The sequence below is a fragment of the Helicobacter sp. L8 genome, from assembly GCF_003660355.1.
Lineage (GTDB): Bacteria > Campylobacterota > Campylobacteria > Campylobacterales > Helicobacteraceae > Helicobacter > Helicobacter labacensis.
In genome coordinates, this window is the sequence record NZ_QXQR01000002.1 from 206734 (window position 1) to 223012 (window position 16279).

Sequence of the window (16279 nt, forward strand, 5' to 3'; positions counted from 1 at the left end):
GTTTTTGTGCAACAATCTGTCCAACGCGCTTTGGCATGGGGTGTTTTAGCGCGCATGGGCTCTTTTGCATTTCATAATAGTGGGCTGTGCAGGACCCAAGGCTTATAGCCAAGACACATGACAACCAGTATTTATTTTTCATCGTGATGCCTTATTGTGGTGGGGTTGATGTGGGGCTTTTGATCAAAGAGGGTTTGGATACGCAAGGATACCTCTGGGGTTTTTGTGGGCGTGTCTGTGTTAGTGGACTGGTTAGAGGTGTGGGTGTGCTTGAGGGTTGTGCTATAGAGTGCGCCCACACTTTGCACCACACTGGTTTTACTCACACTGGCTAATTGCACGATGTCTTGCACCCCCCCTTGTATGTGGCACAGAGATTGGATAAAATGCGCCACGCGTTGGGCTAAAAAGACTTCTAATAGAGCGCTGATAACCACCAACAAATGGGTTTCATAAGCTTGAGGGGTGCTAAGAGCAGGGATGAGGGTCTGCAACACACGGGCGTTATAAAAGGCAAGCAACACCACGAGGGGTTTATAAAAACTCAAGGCTACACATTTTCTAAGATACAGCCAGAGTATGGCTCTAGTGCTAGCAAAAAAGCCCAAAGGCAACACCAACACCCCCAAGGCTAACCACAGATAAATCTCTATAGCCACCATCAAGGCTAAACCCAGCAGTAAAGTCAATAAAGCCCCTTGAGAGAGCAACACCCCCACACCCAATAAACTAGAGGTGTTGAAACTAGAGGTGTCCATGGTCTGCAAGAGTAAACCTAGAGTGTGGAAAGTCTGATCAACTAGAAAAGCAAAATCTAGAGGCGTGTTTTGTGTGCTACGCTCTGCTGTGTGCAAAACAGAGCGCACAAGCTCCATGAGTGTGTCTGCACCATAAAAGATCAGAGTTTTCAGAGTGTTGTAAAACTCTTGGGGGTGTTTATGGGCGTAGTTGAAGAGGGTAAAAAACAACACAAATCCTAGCAAGGAAAAGAGTGTGCTCAGATGGAAAAAGTCCCCCAAGCGCACCCGTTGGTATGCCCACACCATCAACACTAAGCTCAAAAGGGCATTGAGAGGGAGTTGCAAGCCCTCTAAGATGTGATCCCCCATAGAGGCTAAGAGCATTTGTGTAGGGTCCATAAAAAAGTGCAAGAGAGTTTGGTAAAACTCCACTACCACCCCTAAAGCATTGGTTTTAGATGTTTAGTGTGGGGGTATTTTAACAGATGGAGGATTTTAATGCAAGCCATTTTCTCTAGCAATAGCGCGCACAAACTCAAAGAGGTGGAATTGATCCTAAACAATTTTGAGGTGCAAAGTTACCGCATGTTTTTGGGGGAGATGGAAATCTTAGAGAGTGGTGCGAGTTTTGAAGAAAACGCGTGCTTAAAAGCGCGTGTGGTTTACGATCTCTTGCAAGAGAGTCATAGGGATTTGTGTGTGTTGGCAGATGATAGTGGGCTGTGTGTGGAAGCTTTGGGAGGGATGCCCGGTATTTATAGCGCGAGATTTGCTGCCATTAAAGAGGGGGTGCATGCGATTATACAACGACGCTTTATTCTCCCCAAAGAGGACTTAGGCGACACATGCAATAATCTCAAACTCTTAGCCTGTTTGCAAGAACTAGGGATTAGGGAGTCTAGGGCATCTTTTGTGTGTGTGGTGGGGGTGTGCGCTAGGATAGGGGGGCAATACTACCAAAAGAGTTTTAAGGGGGAGTGCAAGGGCAAGGTGATTCAAGCCCCGCTCAATCCCCAAGCCTTTGGTTATGATCCCCTATTCATCCCAGAGGGGTATAATCTGAGCTTGGATCGTCTAGAGAAAAACGCCATCTCGCACCGCTTTTTAGCGTTGCGACAATGCAGGGAGTTTTTGCAGACTCTATCTCAAAACAAGGAGTGATCATGCCTCTTGCCCCTAAACCCATTAAGTTTGTGTGTTCCTGTGGATACTCTAAGGTTATATCCTTTAAAAGCGATTGTTTAAGCGGGGCGGATTTAGCTAAACTTGGCGACACCTGCCCTAAATGCGGGAAAACAATGCAAAAAAGCGCGTTAAATTTGTTTGATTGGCTCTTTAGGGGGCGATGACGCATAGCATCCTACAACCCTCACTAGACAAGCGCGCTTAAGCTACTAGCAAAACACTGGTTTTGATCGTGTTTTATGCGTGGACGCTAACTTACAGCCGAGCTTACTATCCCACAAGACAACTAGGTTTGCCTTGACAGGGGGGGGGGGGTGATATAATGGGGATAAAACAAGCACAAAAGGGCTAGTATGCACTCCCAAACCCTCCAAAACCCCCTAAAAACCCAAGTGTTAGACTTACTCCAAGATCAAGAGGTGCAAGAAGCGATGTTTCAATGTTTTATCCAATGTTTTAAAAATCTATTTTCAAGCCAAGAAAAAACCAATGCAACACACATGGCAGAACAAGAGCAAAGAGCGCACCAAGAGATACAAAAGGTGCAAGAGGAATTACAAGGCTATAAAACCCAGTTAGCCACTTTAGAGCAAGACTTGAATAGCCGGCAAAAAGCAGATAAGCAAAAACAAGCAGAGCTAGAACGCACGCAAGGGGCATTAGATCAAGCCCAAGCGCAATTAGAGCGCACAAAGGAAGCATTAGAGCAAGCCCACGCAGAGCTAGAAAAACACCAAATCAAGGCTTACACATTGTTTTTAACTCTGTCTGCCAGTATGAAAAGCGGTTTGTCCAATCTCTTGAAAGAGGGCGATCCGCTTGCTTTTCTAGTCATTGGCACACAGGGTAAGAATATTGAAATGCTTTGGGATTACACCAACAACGCGCTTAAAAGTGATACAGAGGACGCACAAATCCTAGTAGAAATCTTTTATGCCCTCTTTGCCTACTACGCACAAGCCACGCCCTACCAGCTAGACCCCCTAGAGGTGGGAGAGTCTTATGACCCCACCAAACACCAACGCCACCACTCTAGCACCAATGCGAGCGGGCAAATTGCTAGTGTGTTGTTGTGGGGCTTTAGACACACCAAAACCGGCGAAGTGAAAAGACAATCTGTGGTGAAAATTTAAAGGAGAATACATGGAACACACAAAAACCATTCAGGGGGTTTATCTCCCCAAAGAGCAATTAGAAGCGGAGATGAAAGCAAGTTGGAATGAGTTTGAAAATAGTAAAGATCTTTCAAATCCTAAGCACTCTTTTACAAAGCACATTAACGCTTGTTTTGAGCTGTTTAAACAAAATATAGAGCAAAAAGAAATCTTGGTTTTCAATGAGACCAGCTTTTACCTGCCCAAAGAAAAGGTTTTTGGGTTTGTGTATCGGCAAATAATCAATCAGGATACAACTAACTGGCACTTCACACCAAGCCCGTTACACCAAGTATTTATAAAGACTGCAGGCGATGCTTACCACGATGTGAAGTTTAACCAAAAACAAGTAGAGGGCGCAATGGCGCGCATTTATCCGCATCTCCCTGTTTTAAGAGATGAGCAACAACAAAGAATCCGCAACTATCTTTGTATCAACCGCGCCCGCCCGCTTTTGGTATCCTCTTATCCTGCACATTTGCTTTATGATCCATATTATTCCAATAAAACTTGTTGCACATACTTTGGAAATGGCAAAACACTATATGACTATGTATGGGGTTCCAATAGTGCTTGGACCCTAGACCTCGTGCCTGCCGCGCAGTCTTTAAAAGAAGCCTTTGCATGGTTTTTCACACTTCTTACCTTGATGCCTTATGATATCCAAACACTAAAAGCCTTCCCTAATCTTACACAGGAGCAAAAACAACAATTTCTAACACGAGGATGCCAGTTAGAAGACATGCCCGCAGATAAACAAGAAGAAATAGCGACGATATTAGAAGACTCAGCGCGCGCTAAGGAAGCAGAACAGGCTTTGGCGCAACTCATCCAACAAGATTACGAGGCGTTATCGCAAGCCGTTTTTGCGCCTTTACAACAAAGCCCAGATTATGCCATTGTCTCCGCTTTTATGCCTAATCCTGCTAAAACAGACCTTGACTTTATCCTCGCCAACCCTCAAGCCCTAAGCGCAAGGGAGGATTATTTTAACAATCTCACCCAAGCCGATACAGAGCGCGCGAACATCAAAGCCTACGATCCTAAAATCCTCACAGACGCTAACCGGGGACTTTGGGAGCTATGGGAGGATCAGGGTGCACAAAAAGGGGTGTTTGTGCCCTTTAAAACCCCTGTTGTTGCTAGAAACCCCAAAGTGGATATTAAAAACGGGCTAGTGGGAATCGACTTTGGCACGGCTAGCACGGTGGTGGTTTATCAAGAGGAGAGCGCGTCAATTCACCCCATGCGTGTGGGTTTGGGAAATTTGAGCCAAAGGGTGGATCAAAAACAATATGAAAACCCCACGATCATAAGTTTTAACAATCTCACACGCTTTTTAGAGAGTTACAAAGCGCAAAAAGGGCGACCCAAGACAAAATGGAGCGATGTCAATATCTCGCACACCGCTTATAGCTCCATGCTAGGTAGTCCCTCTAGTGAATACAACTCTTACTTGAGTGAGCTCAAACAATGGGCAGGCAATAAGCACCAAAAATTCCAAATTACAGACAAGCAAAAAACACATTTTGACTTGTTAGGCAGTTTGGATTTAAAAGAGGGCGATCTCAACCCCATTGAACTTTATGCCTACTATTTAGGGCTTTATATCAACAACCAACACCATGGCATTTTCTTAAACTATTTGCTCTCTTTCCCTGTAACCTACGAGGTAGAAGTGCGTAAAATGATCTTAGAGAGTTTTAAAAGGGGCTTGGCTAAATCCCTGCCCAATAGCCTACATACTCAGGGCGTGGTAGAGCAACTTAAAGTTGAGGAGGGGGCGAGCGAGCCAGCAGCTTATGCAATCATGGCTTTAGAGGGTTATGGCTTTGAGCCTAGCGCAGAGGAGCGGGTTTATTATGGAGTCTTTGACTTTGGAGGCGGAACCACAGATTTTGATTTTGGACTCTTTCAAGAAGCCCCCGAATCGAGCCGTTATGATTACATTTTAGAACACTTTGGCGCAGGGGGGGATCGCTACTTGGGCGGAGAGAATTTATTAGAGTTAGCAAGTTTTGAAGTCTTTAAGCGCAATAAAGATGTGTTGCTAGAAAAACACATCCCCTTTAAAAAGCCCGCAGAGGGCGCGCCTTTCCCCGGGAGTGAGATTCTACTCAGCGACTCACAAGAAGCGCGGATCAACACCAAGAGTTTAGTAGAAAAGTTAAGACCCCTATGGGAGGGTAGGGAGTTTGAAGAGGAAGACTCTTTGATGTTGAACCTCTTTAATAGCCATGCAGAGCAGATTGCGGGGGTGAGTTTGGATTTTAACACCCAAGAAGTGCAAAAACTCTTCAAAGAGCGCATTAAAAGAGGGGTAGAAAATTTCTTTGGGGAATTTGTGCATGCCACTAACGCTTACTTTAACTCTAGGGGCGATAGTGCTAGGGATATTGACTCGTTTCACATTTTCTTAGCGGGTAATGCGAGCAAATCCGCCTTTGTTACAGAACTCTTTAAAGAGAAGATTACCCAGATCAAAGCAGAGATGGAGCAAGAGGGGCTTCAAGAGATCGAGTTTATCGTGCATCAGCCACTAGGTGGGGAGGAGTTAGAAAAACCCAATGGCAAAACAGGGGTAGCTTTTGGGCTCATAAAAGCGCGCAGGGGTGGGTCGATCCAAGTGATCGATTACAATGTAGAGGAGAACATCAAGTTCAAATACTTCTTGGGGCGTTCTAAAAAGCGTAAGTTTTATACTTTAGTGGCACGCAACCAGCCCTATAACCAGTGGGTGCAATTCTTAGATGCCTCTGAGAGCCATTTTGAGGTTTACTACACCGGCCATGCGAGTGCTAGCACCAATACACTTAGTCTTGAAGATAGCGCGATTAAGAAAAAAGCCTTAGAAACGGGCATGGTAAGCGATCGCGCCTTTATCTTTGTGCGCTTGGTAAGTCCTAGCGAATTTGAATTTGTCGTAGCGACGCAAGAAGGACTAGAGAGTGGGGAGTATTTGAGCGAAGTGGTGCGGGTGGAGTTATAAGCATTTTTATAGCAAAAGCAAGGTTTAAGGAGAAATAATGCTAGGGGTTTTATTTAGCTTGGCTGGGGTTGCTTATAACGCGCGCGCAGAGGCAGAAGCGAGAAATGATAGATTGTTTGGGCGTTATGTGGGTAGTAGCGCTACACAGGTTTCAAAAAGAGTGATGCGTAAAGTGGTGCGCACATTCTCTGTGCTAGTTACGCTGGGCGTATTGGCAGGTATCATTTCTTTAGTCTCGCGCTGGTTTTTTCCACCTCTCTATGCCTCTATTTTTGCAGGCTGGAGTGTGGATTGGGGAGCTGTGTTTAAGATTTTAGGCATGGTGATTTTTGTGGATTTCATCGCGCTTGTGGTGTTTATTGTGGGTTTGAACGCAAAAACATGGCGCATGGAACAAGGGATCAAGATGATTTGGCTAGATCTCTTGATTGGCATGGGTTTAGGGCTGGTGCGTTATTTTGCTCCGAGCGGTTTTCTAACTCTATGGGCAGGGTATTTGAGCCTGCTATCTTGGATTTGGCTAGGCGTAAAAATTATCTTTTGGATCGCGCTCATAGGGGGGATTATTGTAGGTCTTGTCTTCTTAGCAAGGCTAGCTTACAAAAATAAAGAGGATTTAAAAAAGCTCTCTGAAGAGCTGCAAAAAATCTTGAAGCGTTGCCAAGCGCAAGTAAAAAAAGTGTGGGACAAAATTCCCTTTGCTGAGGTTTTGAGCAGTCTTAAAGAGCTTTGTTTGGTGTTTTTAGGTGCGTTGCGAAGGGGTTTGGGTATTGAGCGTTTTTTACAATGGCAAAGACGCACGACACGCTATAGTAAGGATGTTAGCGTAGTCAAAGGGATTTATCTCCCCGAAGAAAAAACACAGGAGGGAATCAATGCGAGCTGGAAAGAGTTCTTAGACAACGAAAACCTCTCAAATCCTCAACACCCCTTTAGCTCTCATATTCTTGCGTGTTTTGAGGCATTTAAACAAAAAGTGGCGCAGGAGGAAGCGATTAAGATCGGCGAACTTGGTTTCTATCTACCCAAAGAGCAGGCGATAGTCTTTGTCTATGGCGCGCATATGGTGATTACAATGACCCATTCTTTGGGACCTGAAAAAATGGAAGCAGTGGGGAATCTCAATACTCAGGATGAAGAGGCGCAACAAATTTTAATGGATTGGTTTGGATCGGAAGATGCCCTATACTCTATACATCGGGCGTGCTTCCAATTTTTAGGCAAGAGTCCTAAAGACTTTCCCTTTTGGGCGACTTGGATGGAGGACATGTTCGCGCGGGGTGAAATTTACATGAAAAAAATCTACCCCAAACTACCCACAATCCAAAACGCCCAAGGGAAAACTAGAAAAAATACCCTTTCTATCTTTTGGGATATGGAACACGCCTATTACATACAAAATGGAAGTTTGCAGAGTCAGCGTGGCAACTTTGCAGATAAAAACGCGCATTGGTTTTTGATGAGCATGCCTTTTGACAAGCCTCTAAAAGAGGTCTTTAGCCTGCTTTGCCGCATTTCTAGTTTTAAACCGCGTCCTAGAAAATGTGTTGAAATTAGTGAAATTAGAAGTCTTCTTCTCAAAATGGAGAATGCACATACAGAAACAGAGTCGATCAAAAAGATGATCTTTTGCTTTCAGCAAAGCCAAGAAGCCGAAAGCAAACTAGAGCAGTCGGCTAACCGAGTCGAAGGTTTGGAGAGCTTGAGTTCTACACCCCTCAATGCCTTTGTGTGGGCAAAAGACAAATGGGTTTCTAAAGAGAATGTGGGAGGCGGGGATTATGCGCGCAACTTTTTGGAGGCTGATAAAATCCGTGCCGACATCACCCCCTACGACCCTAGAATTTTAAGTGATGCCAATAGAGGCTCTTGGGAGCTTTGGGATGTCGCTGGTGCCTATGTAGGAGGCAAGGCTAGTTTTGTGCGCTTTGAAACCCCTTTGATTGCGCGCAACCCCAAAGCCGACATCAAAGAGGGCTTAGTGGGGATTGACTTTGGGACAACCAGCACGGTGGTGGTTTACCAAGAGGGCAATGGAGCAATTCGTCCTATGCGGGTGGGTTTAGGGGATTTTGCGACTGGGGTGGAGAGATGCCAATATGAAAACCCTACAATACTTAGCTTTACCAACTTGACTAAATTTTTACAGAGCTACAAGGCAAAAGCGGGGCGACCTAAGACGGAATGGGAGGAGGTGCAGGTTTCTCACACCGCTTATAGCGCGTTTTTGGGCAGTCCTTCGAGCGAATACAACGCGTATTTAAACGAACTCAAGCAATGGGCGGGCAACCAGCATGAAAAATTGCAAATCTTGGACAAACAAAAAGCGCATTTTGAAGTGAAGGGAGCTTTGGATTTAAGAGGCGATAATTTCAACCCTATTGAAATTTACGCCTACTATTTAGGGCTCTACATCAATAACCAACACCATGGGATTTTCTTAAATTACCTGCTCTCTTTTCCGGTTACCTATGAGCCAGAAGTGCGTGCCATGATCTTAGAAAGTTTTAAAAAGGGCATCGCTAAATCTTTACCTGACAGCTTGCACTCTCAAGGGGTGGTTGCACAACTCAAAGTAGAGGAAGGAGCAGGGGAACCCGCAGCTTACGCGCTCATGGCTTTAGAGGGTTATGGATTTGAGCCTAACGAACAGGAGCGAATCTATTATGGAGTCTTTGACTTTGGGGGTGGGACGACTGATTTTGACTTTGGATTATTTAAAGGCACTCCGGATTCTAGCCGTTATGACTACATTTTAGAACACTTTGGCGCAGGGGGGGATCGCTACTTGGGCGGAGAGAATTTATTAGAGTTAGCAAGTTTTGAAGTCTTTAAGAAGAATAAAGATTTGTTACTGCAAAAACACTTCCCCTTTAAGAAAGCCGCCGAAAGCCAAGCCTTTTTAGGCAGTGAAACTTTGCTCAATAATTCCCAAGAGGCGCGCACTAACACCAAGACCTTAGTAGAAAAATTGCGCCCGCTTTGGGAGGGCGGGGAATTTGAGGATGAGGGGGAATTGCGGCTTAATCTCTTTGATCGTAATGGGCAACAAATTGCAGGTATAAGTTTAGATTTTAGCGCGACAGAAGTGCTAAACTTGTTTAAGGAGCGCATTAGAAAGGGGGTTGAGCGGTTCTTTGAGAGGTTCTATGAGGCAAGCGCATCTTATTTTAAAAACAAGGGAGATAGCGCAACAGACATTGACACATTCCATATCTTTTTAGCAGGCAATGCGAGCAAATCTGCTTTTGTAGAGGAATTGTTTAACGCAGAGATAGCGCGTATTCAAGCAGAGTTTCAAGAATCCGCTAACTTTATCTTACACCAACCCCTAACTAGCACGGATTTAGAAAAACCCAATGGCAAAACGGGCGTAGCCTTTGGATTGCTCAGGGCGCGCAAGGGCGGATCGATTCAGGTGATTAACACCTACGCGCAAGAAAGCGCGCATTTTAAATACTTTCTAGGGCGGGAACGCAGACAAAGATTTCAGGTGCTCATCGATAAAAACCAGCCCTATAACAAGTGGCTCGAATTCATCGATGCTTCTGAAAGCCGTTTTGAGCTACATTACACCGCTCAAACTAGCGCACACGCTCTAAGTCCTACAGACCCCGCCATTAAGAAAAAGACCCTAGAAACAGGCATAGCCGACCCCAACGCCTTTATCTTTGTGCGCTTGGTAAGTCCTAGTGAATTTGAATTTGTCGTAGCGACGCAAGAAGGACTAGAGAGTGGGGAGTATCTCACAGAAATCAATAAGGTAAAACTATGAATAACATCAACACCACAGATTACCAAACCCTCATTAGGGGCTATCGCGATCAAGGCAGAGTGCTAGCCCTAGCAACTAATGCACACTTAGAGGCGCGTGACGTCCATTTTTACCATATCCAAGAGCTCACCTTTGAAAAGGACAGCCCCCGTAGAGAAGCCTTTGAAAATGTGATCAGCATGGCGCGTATGGAGGGGGCATTGCTGGTGTATTTGATTTTAGGCTATGCTAATGGTGTGTCTTTCTTTGTGGGGATGGCTAAGGATAAGGGTTATCAAGGTAGCCTAGAATTAGACATTGATGATTTAGCCACAAAGGTGCTCAAACCTAGCATTGAGGGCAATTTTAGAGGCTCTAAGGTGGAAAAGATAGAGAGGGAGCACAAAAGCATCTTGCTAGATCAAGTCCGTAATATGAAAAGATTTGCGCGCATGGACGGCGTGCCTAGCCTCTACAAAGACAAAGAAAATTTCAAGGGATCGATCGGCTTGTGGATATTATGAGTGGGGATACCTTCGCCCTATTGATTTTAGCCAAACCCTTTAGCAAGAGCTACACCAACCAGCTAGAAACCGAGTTGTTTAAGTTTTACAACGATCTAGCTCCTATGGCTAAACAATCCATCCAGAAGAACGAGGGGAGTTCTAAGGCAGAGGGGGTTAATGCCTCATGGGCAGAGGCAGAGGCTAAAAACGAAGGTTGGAGCAAATCCAAGGGGACAAGTAGCAATAATTCACAAGGCAAGGATAATTACAACACTAATGATACTGCCAATGAGGGCACTTCTCACACCAAGACAAAAACACAGGGCACTTCTACCACCAACACCACCAATAAAGGCGAAACTAAGGGCAGTAGCACCACCACCAACACCGGCGAAACTTTAAGCGTTGAGTACACCAATAAAATAGCCAGCGAGTGGATGAAATACCTGGATGAAGTGCTTTTAAAACGGCTCAACTTTGGGCGTAGCAAGGGTTTATTCCATACCTGTATTTATCTAGCTACCCAGCAAAAAGGGCATTTAAGTAAGCTAGGTAGGGCAATTGGGGCAATATTCTCAGGCGATGAGAATAACAAAGCCCCCTTGCAGATGCAATTTTTAGATAACGATAGCGATGCCTACGAGATTGAGGGCTTAAAAAATTTCCAAATCTCTAAAATTTCTCTCTCTCAACAGGGCAAACACGCGCAGGCTTTGCGGCTTTTATTTTCAAGGGATTTAACCACCCAATCTAGCTGGCTCTCCACCAGTGAGCTAGGCGTGATTGCTACCCTGCCTAAAAAGGAAGTGGTGGGCTTGCCCCTGCGCGAAGAAGTGGAATTTGGTTTGAATGTCAAAAGGGGGACTACTAGCGGAGCGCATTTAAACTTAGGAAAAATGGTGCAAAGTGGGAAACTCTTAGATCAGTCCGTGCATTTGCAAAAATCTTGGCTGGATAAGCATATTTTTGTGGCTGGGGTAACTGGCTCGGGTAAGACGACCACTTGTCAAAGTTTGCTTAAGAGTGCGGGTATGCCCTTTTTAGTGATCGAGCCGGCTAAAACAGAGTATCGTGCTTTGCTAGAAGATAGTCAGTTTCAAGAGAATTTATTAGTCTTTACTTTGGGCAACCCCAAACTCGCCCCCTTTAAACTCAACCCCTTTGAGTTCTTCCCCCATGAGAACATCACCTCTAGGGTGGGGATGATCAAAGCCAATATTGAAGCCGCCTTTGACATGGAGGCAGCCATTCCCCAAATCATAGAAACCGCGCTCTATGAGTGTTATAAAGACTATGGTTGGGACATCAACACCTCCACCAACACGCGCTTTACAAATCCCTTTGATCCGGGGGTCTTTGCCTTCCCCACTCTAAGCGATCTCTACCACAAAACCACCAAGATCGTAGAACAACAAGGCTTTGATCAACGCCTCAAAGACGATTATATCGGCTCGATCAACGCCAGATTACAAGGGCTTTTAGTGGGCTCTAAAGCCCTCTTACTCAACAACGATCGCGGGCTTAACTTTGTGGATTTGCTCGAAAAAAATGTGATCCTAGAGTTGGAGGAGATCAAAAACGGGGGTGAAAAGTCGCTGATTATGGGCTTTATTTTGATCCAAATCAACGAGGCATTAAAAATCAAACACCAAGCCTACAAAGACAGGGGAGAGGATTTTAAACACATCACCCTCATAGAGGAGGCGCACCGCTTGTTAAGCAAGGTAGATTATGGGGATAGCCCCAATAAAAAACTAGGAGTGGAGAGTTTTAGCGATATGCTTGCTGAAGTGCGCAAATACGGGGAGAGTTTGATCATTGTGGATCAAATCCCCAACAAACTCACCTCAGAGGTGCTTAAAAACACCAATACTAAGATCGTGCATCGTCTCTTTGCTAAGGACGATAAAGAAGCCATTGGCAATACAATGGCACTAGAGGACGAACAAAAGAACTTTTTATCGCATTTAGAAACCGGACGCGCCATCATCTCTAACCCCGACTTTTTAAAGCCCATTCAGGTGCAAATCACCCCCCAAACAGACACTAGTGCAAAGGGCATTGACACTAAATTGATTGCCCAAAACGCACTTAAGTTTTATCAACGCGAGTATAAAAGCGGGGTGCTCTTGTCTTTAGAGCACCAAGAGCCTAGTTTAGAGGAGGTGGAGCAAGCCTTGAGCTATGATTTTTATAGTTTTGCTTTGGCGTGGAAAAAGATTTTCCTAGACAACTCTATCACATTAGAGCCTGTGCGCACCCTCAAGGCTAAAGTGCCCCACAATTTGGAGTATTTGGCTAATTATTTGATGCGTAAATTTTACGCTAATAGCGGTCTGCCCGAACAGACTAAAAAAGCTTTACTCTTTGTGCTCAACAAGGCATTGAACACACAGGAGAAAGAGATTAACTATAGCGATCATGGAAATTTGCGCTTGAAAGAGTGTTTGAAAGGGTAAATAATGGGTTTTGGGGAGTATTTGTTTCATGCTTTTAAAAATGGGGAGGTTGTTAAGAAGGTGGGTATGCACCCAAATTCATACCAACAGGAAAGCAAACCGCCCAAATTTGAGCAATACAAAGCTGAGATCGAGGCGGTGAAAAAGAGGGTAGAAGAAAAACAAGTGGCATTTAATGCCTTACAAAAACCACAGAAAGGATAGATATGGGATTGTTTAGTGCAATAGGGAGTTTTGTTAGCGGAGTGTGTAGTGCTATTGGAAGTTTAGCCAGCAGTATAGGCGCAGGGTTAGCCGCTTTGGGGGCAGCTTTAGCGGGCTTGGGATCGGGCTTATTACCCATTGTGGGGGTGATTTTTGCAGTGGCACAGGTGTTAGGCATTTTTGGGAAAGAGGATAAGGTAGATGACCTTCCAGACTTGGGCTATCAAATGGCAAATTGTGATAAAAAGCCTGAGGATTTTGAGAGCACTCAGGCATATATTGCACATGTGAGAGCCAATGTAGAAAAGCCCTCTTTAGAAGCAAAAGAAAAATGGAGCGATGCAGAAAAACTCAAATACACCGCACTAGGCGCGGCTGGATCGCTTAAAGCCATTGAGGAGATCAAGGGGGTTAGTCTTAGCCCTGAAAACTGGGTAACCTTGAGCGCGCATGTGCAAGAGGCAGGGGGCACAGACACACACAAAGCTAAGGTCCTAGAGGGTGTGTTAGACAATTTTAAGGGCGCAGATATGGACAAACTCACCCAGCACTTAGAGGGCAAATTAGAGAGCGCGCAAGATCGTATTCTAGTTTCTGATAAACTCAATGACATGTATCAAGCCTTGAACCCGGATATGAGTGCTAAAGAGGTGTATCAAGAGGTAGAAAAATTTGAAAAACCCGTTAGGATAGAAAATGTCGATGGCTAATTTTTTAATGGTGCATGTGAATGGTCAAATCGGGGTAGGGGAGTTTAAGCCTAGCGGTTTTGAGGTGCTTAGATGTAATGGGGAGTTATGGCAGGAGTTTGACTCTGAGAGCTTTTGGGAATGGCTTATAGACAAGGCGGGGTTAGATATTAGCGCAGAGCATGGCTTTGTGATCTTTAGCGATCAAGAGAATTTTACAATCGCCACAGAGATACGCATTGCAAGTAGCCTTGATCTCACACAGGAGGCTGTGCAACAAGCTTTAGGGTGTTTTGGTCGAGGTGTGAAATCTTAATCTAATGACCTACCCCGAGGGCTTGCAAATTGCAGAAGGGACACAAAATTCAACAGAGCCAACGAACTCACAAAAGCCAAGCGCACTACAAAATACGCTCTCTAACCTTGAAGCATGTGGTCCTATTTTGCGCCTCTGCCAGCGTAAAATGGAGGAATACCGGAAAAAGTGAGTTTTTTTCTAGGTTGGTGTTTCAAGTTATTTTTGCTGGGATATTTTAATGACACCCTCACCCTAAATTTTGTTTTCCATGCTATCATACCCCCAATTCACATAAGGAGTTTCCATGCAACATATTTCCAACCAACTCACCCAACACCTCAAAGCCACCAAGCGCACACACCGCTTGTTTTTATCCCTAGCCCAAGATATGGGGGGGGGGGGTGATGCCCTCCAAGAGGAGGTTAGCGATTTAAGCGCTAAGTTTAGCCAACTCTTAGAGACACTCAACACCTTTAACAAAGCCCTAGGAGAGACTTACCACCAAAGCGCAGAGGACGATCCCAATTTAGAGGATTTGCTCTCCCAATCCAAACGCCTAAGAGTTAAAACCAGCACCCACCTTAATGCGCTCAAGAGTGCTCAAGAGGGCGCACAGATTTTAGAACATGCCAATGGACTTGCTAAACCCCTAGAGGATTTAGAAATCTTGTTGGAGACTTTTCAATCTAATTTTAGCTCTCTGTGTGCTACTAGCCAAAGCACACCCCCAAACCAAACCACCCCCACACCCCAAAACACACCCCCCAATGACAATACCCCACAAGTCAAACCCTTATGGAAATACGGGGCTAACACTTTGCAAGCCTTTAAAGACTACATGAAAGCTAAAGACTTGGGGAGTGCTGAAGCGTGGTTAGAGTTAGGCAAAATGAGCGCGCAGGGCATTGTACTTTACCCAGATAACAATGTGGCGATGCGTTGTTTTGAAAAAGCCATAGAATTGGGCTCCGTGCAGGCAATGGTGGAGTTGGGTAAGATTTATGTGGAGAATGGGGACACGCAGGTGTTAGAATACAATAGTGGTGAGCTGTTAGAGGGGGTCGCTGTAGAAAAGGGGCTTGCCAATTGCGATGATGAAATCGATGCCGATGTGGAGAGTTATAAGGAGTTTTTAGAGCACTGCCATGTGTTTGCGGATAAAAAGGTGAAAAATTGCCACCAAAAGGCAAAAGAGCTTTTTGAAAAGGCAGGGGAGTTAGGCGAGGGGCGTGCTTACCGCCATTTGGGCGAGCTATACCGCCAGTATAACAATTTTGGCGAAACAGAAGAGGGCTCTAAGGCAAAATCTTACGAATATTATAAAAAAGCCGTGGAATTATTAAAACGCCAAGCCAAGCAGGGCGACATAGAAGCACACGCAGAGATAGGGCAAGCCTTTGTCAATCGGCTTTGGTTGGCAGAGGAGGGGGATTCAGACTACCAAGATGAAAACTTGGTAGAAAAAGCCATAGAGGCGTTCCAAAAGGCAATAGACCTTGATTGCCATGAAGGGTGTTACTATTTGGGGAGATTTCATGAAGCTATCAAGCACTACGATGGGCATGAGAGTGAGCAAGAGAGTCAAAAATCCATCCAAGCCTATAAAAAGGGTATCCAACTAGGCAGTGGGCTTTGTGCTAGGCAACTTGTGTTCGATCACGCCACGCCCCCAGATTTCAGCCCCCTTATGCTCTCTCTTATGGAAGGCAAATCCAAAGCAGAAATCATACAACTCTATTTTGATGCCTTTGATCAAAATATCAAGTGGCTAAAAATGGCGGTGTCTTATCGGCATTATAAAGCCCTGCCCGATCTCTTAGAATATCTAGCCACCCAGCCCTACCTAGCCAAAGAATACGGCTTTGAGGAGGAGGAGCAAAAACGCTTAAATCAATACGAACGGGATTACAGCACTTACAGCCAACTCACCAGAGATTTAGGTCCCAAACATTGGCATTTTTATCGCTATTGGGGAAGTGCTTTTGATCCCAAGCAGTTTTTAGAGCATGGCGTGAGTGGTTGGCGTTTGATTACGGGGACTTTGGGCTAGATTAGCGAGCTAGTAGAGGAGGGGTAGAAAATTCCTAACTAACCATGTATTCCGTTCTTACCTCTAAAATCTGCATCTATCTAATTAACAACATTAAGCAAGCAGATTTTCAACAGATAAGCCAATCTTAAAGACATGCTCAGTAGCCAAATGCGGCTATGTGCCCGGACTAGGGCTAGCCCAAAGGCTTATCAATGGTAATGTGGATGCGGCTCAAAGAATCATCCACCAAACAAGCACCCCGCAGCAAC

The 16279-nt window shown here is 45.0% G+C and carries 11 protein-coding genes; 10 read left to right on the forward strand and 1 reads right to left on the reverse strand.

Going from position 1 to position 16279, the window contains the following annotated elements; all coding sequences use genetic code 11:
- Positions 1 to 131 precede the first annotated feature (131 nt).
- Positions 132 to 1172: a hypothetical protein gene (locus tag EAO37_RS02165; RefSeq protein WP_120945572.1), complete on the reverse strand. Its 1041-nt coding sequence runs from the start codon at positions 1170 to 1172 to the stop codon at positions 132 to 134.
- A 66-nt stretch (positions 1173 to 1238) separates the two neighbouring features.
- Here EAO37_RS02165 and EAO37_RS02170 point away from each other — a divergent pair, with 66 nt between their 5' ends.
- The 10 genes from EAO37_RS02170 (at position 1239) to EAO37_RS02220 (ending at position 16028) form a co-directional block, all read left to right on the forward strand.
- Positions 1239 to 1901, forward strand: coding sequence for a non-canonical purine NTP pyrophosphatase (locus EAO37_RS02170; protein WP_120951250.1), 663 nt, complete (start codon positions 1239 to 1241; stop codon positions 1899 to 1901).
- A 377-nt stretch (positions 1902 to 2278) separates the two neighbouring features.
- On the forward strand, positions 2279 to 3058 hold the full coding sequence (locus EAO37_RS02180) for a hypothetical protein (protein ID WP_120951252.1): 780 nt from the start codon (positions 2279 to 2281) through the stop codon (positions 3056 to 3058).
- 10 nt (positions 3059 to 3068) lie between these two features.
- Entirely contained in the window at positions 3069 to 6068 is a 3000-nt protein-coding gene (locus EAO37_RS09515) for a hypothetical protein (RefSeq protein ID WP_240451692.1), read from the forward strand.
- A gap of 37 nt (positions 6069 to 6105) precedes the next feature.
- Positions 6106 to 9843, forward strand: a complete 3738-nt coding sequence (locus EAO37_RS09520) for a hypothetical protein (RefSeq protein ID WP_240451693.1) — start codon at positions 6106 to 6108, stop codon at positions 9841 to 9843.
- The gene (locus tag EAO37_RS02195) at positions 9840 to 10346 is read left to right on the forward strand and encodes a hypothetical protein (protein WP_120951254.1); all 507 of its coding nucleotides are present in this window, start codon (positions 9840 to 9842) and stop codon (positions 10344 to 10346) included. The genes EAO37_RS09520 and EAO37_RS02195 overlap by 4 nt, the downstream gene beginning before the upstream one ends.
- Entirely contained in the window at positions 10343 to 12787 is a 2445-nt protein-coding gene (locus EAO37_RS02200) for an ATP-binding protein (RefSeq protein ID WP_120951256.1), read from the forward strand. Before EAO37_RS02195 ends, EAO37_RS02200 begins: the two co-directional genes overlap by 4 nt.
- A gap of 3 nt (positions 12788 to 12790) precedes the next feature.
- On the forward strand, positions 12791 to 12991 hold the full coding sequence (locus EAO37_RS02205) for a hypothetical protein (RefSeq protein WP_120951258.1): 201 nt from the start codon (positions 12791 to 12793) through the stop codon (positions 12989 to 12991).
- A gap of 2 nt (positions 12992 to 12993) precedes the next feature.
- Positions 12994 to 13701, forward strand: a complete 708-nt coding sequence (locus EAO37_RS02210) for a hypothetical protein (protein WP_120951260.1) — start codon at positions 12994 to 12996, stop codon at positions 13699 to 13701.
- A complete protein-coding gene (locus EAO37_RS02215) occupies positions 13694 to 13996 on the forward strand; it encodes a hypothetical protein (protein WP_162982931.1) in 303 nt (100 codons plus the stop codon). The genes EAO37_RS02210 and EAO37_RS02215 overlap by 8 nt, the downstream gene beginning before the upstream one ends.
- A 286-nt stretch (positions 13997 to 14282) precedes the next feature.
- Positions 14283 to 16028: a tetratricopeptide repeat protein gene (locus EAO37_RS02220; protein WP_120951264.1), complete on the forward strand. Its 1746-nt coding sequence runs from the start codon at positions 14283 to 14285 to the stop codon at positions 16026 to 16028.
- Positions 16029 to 16279: the final 251 nt, after the last annotated feature.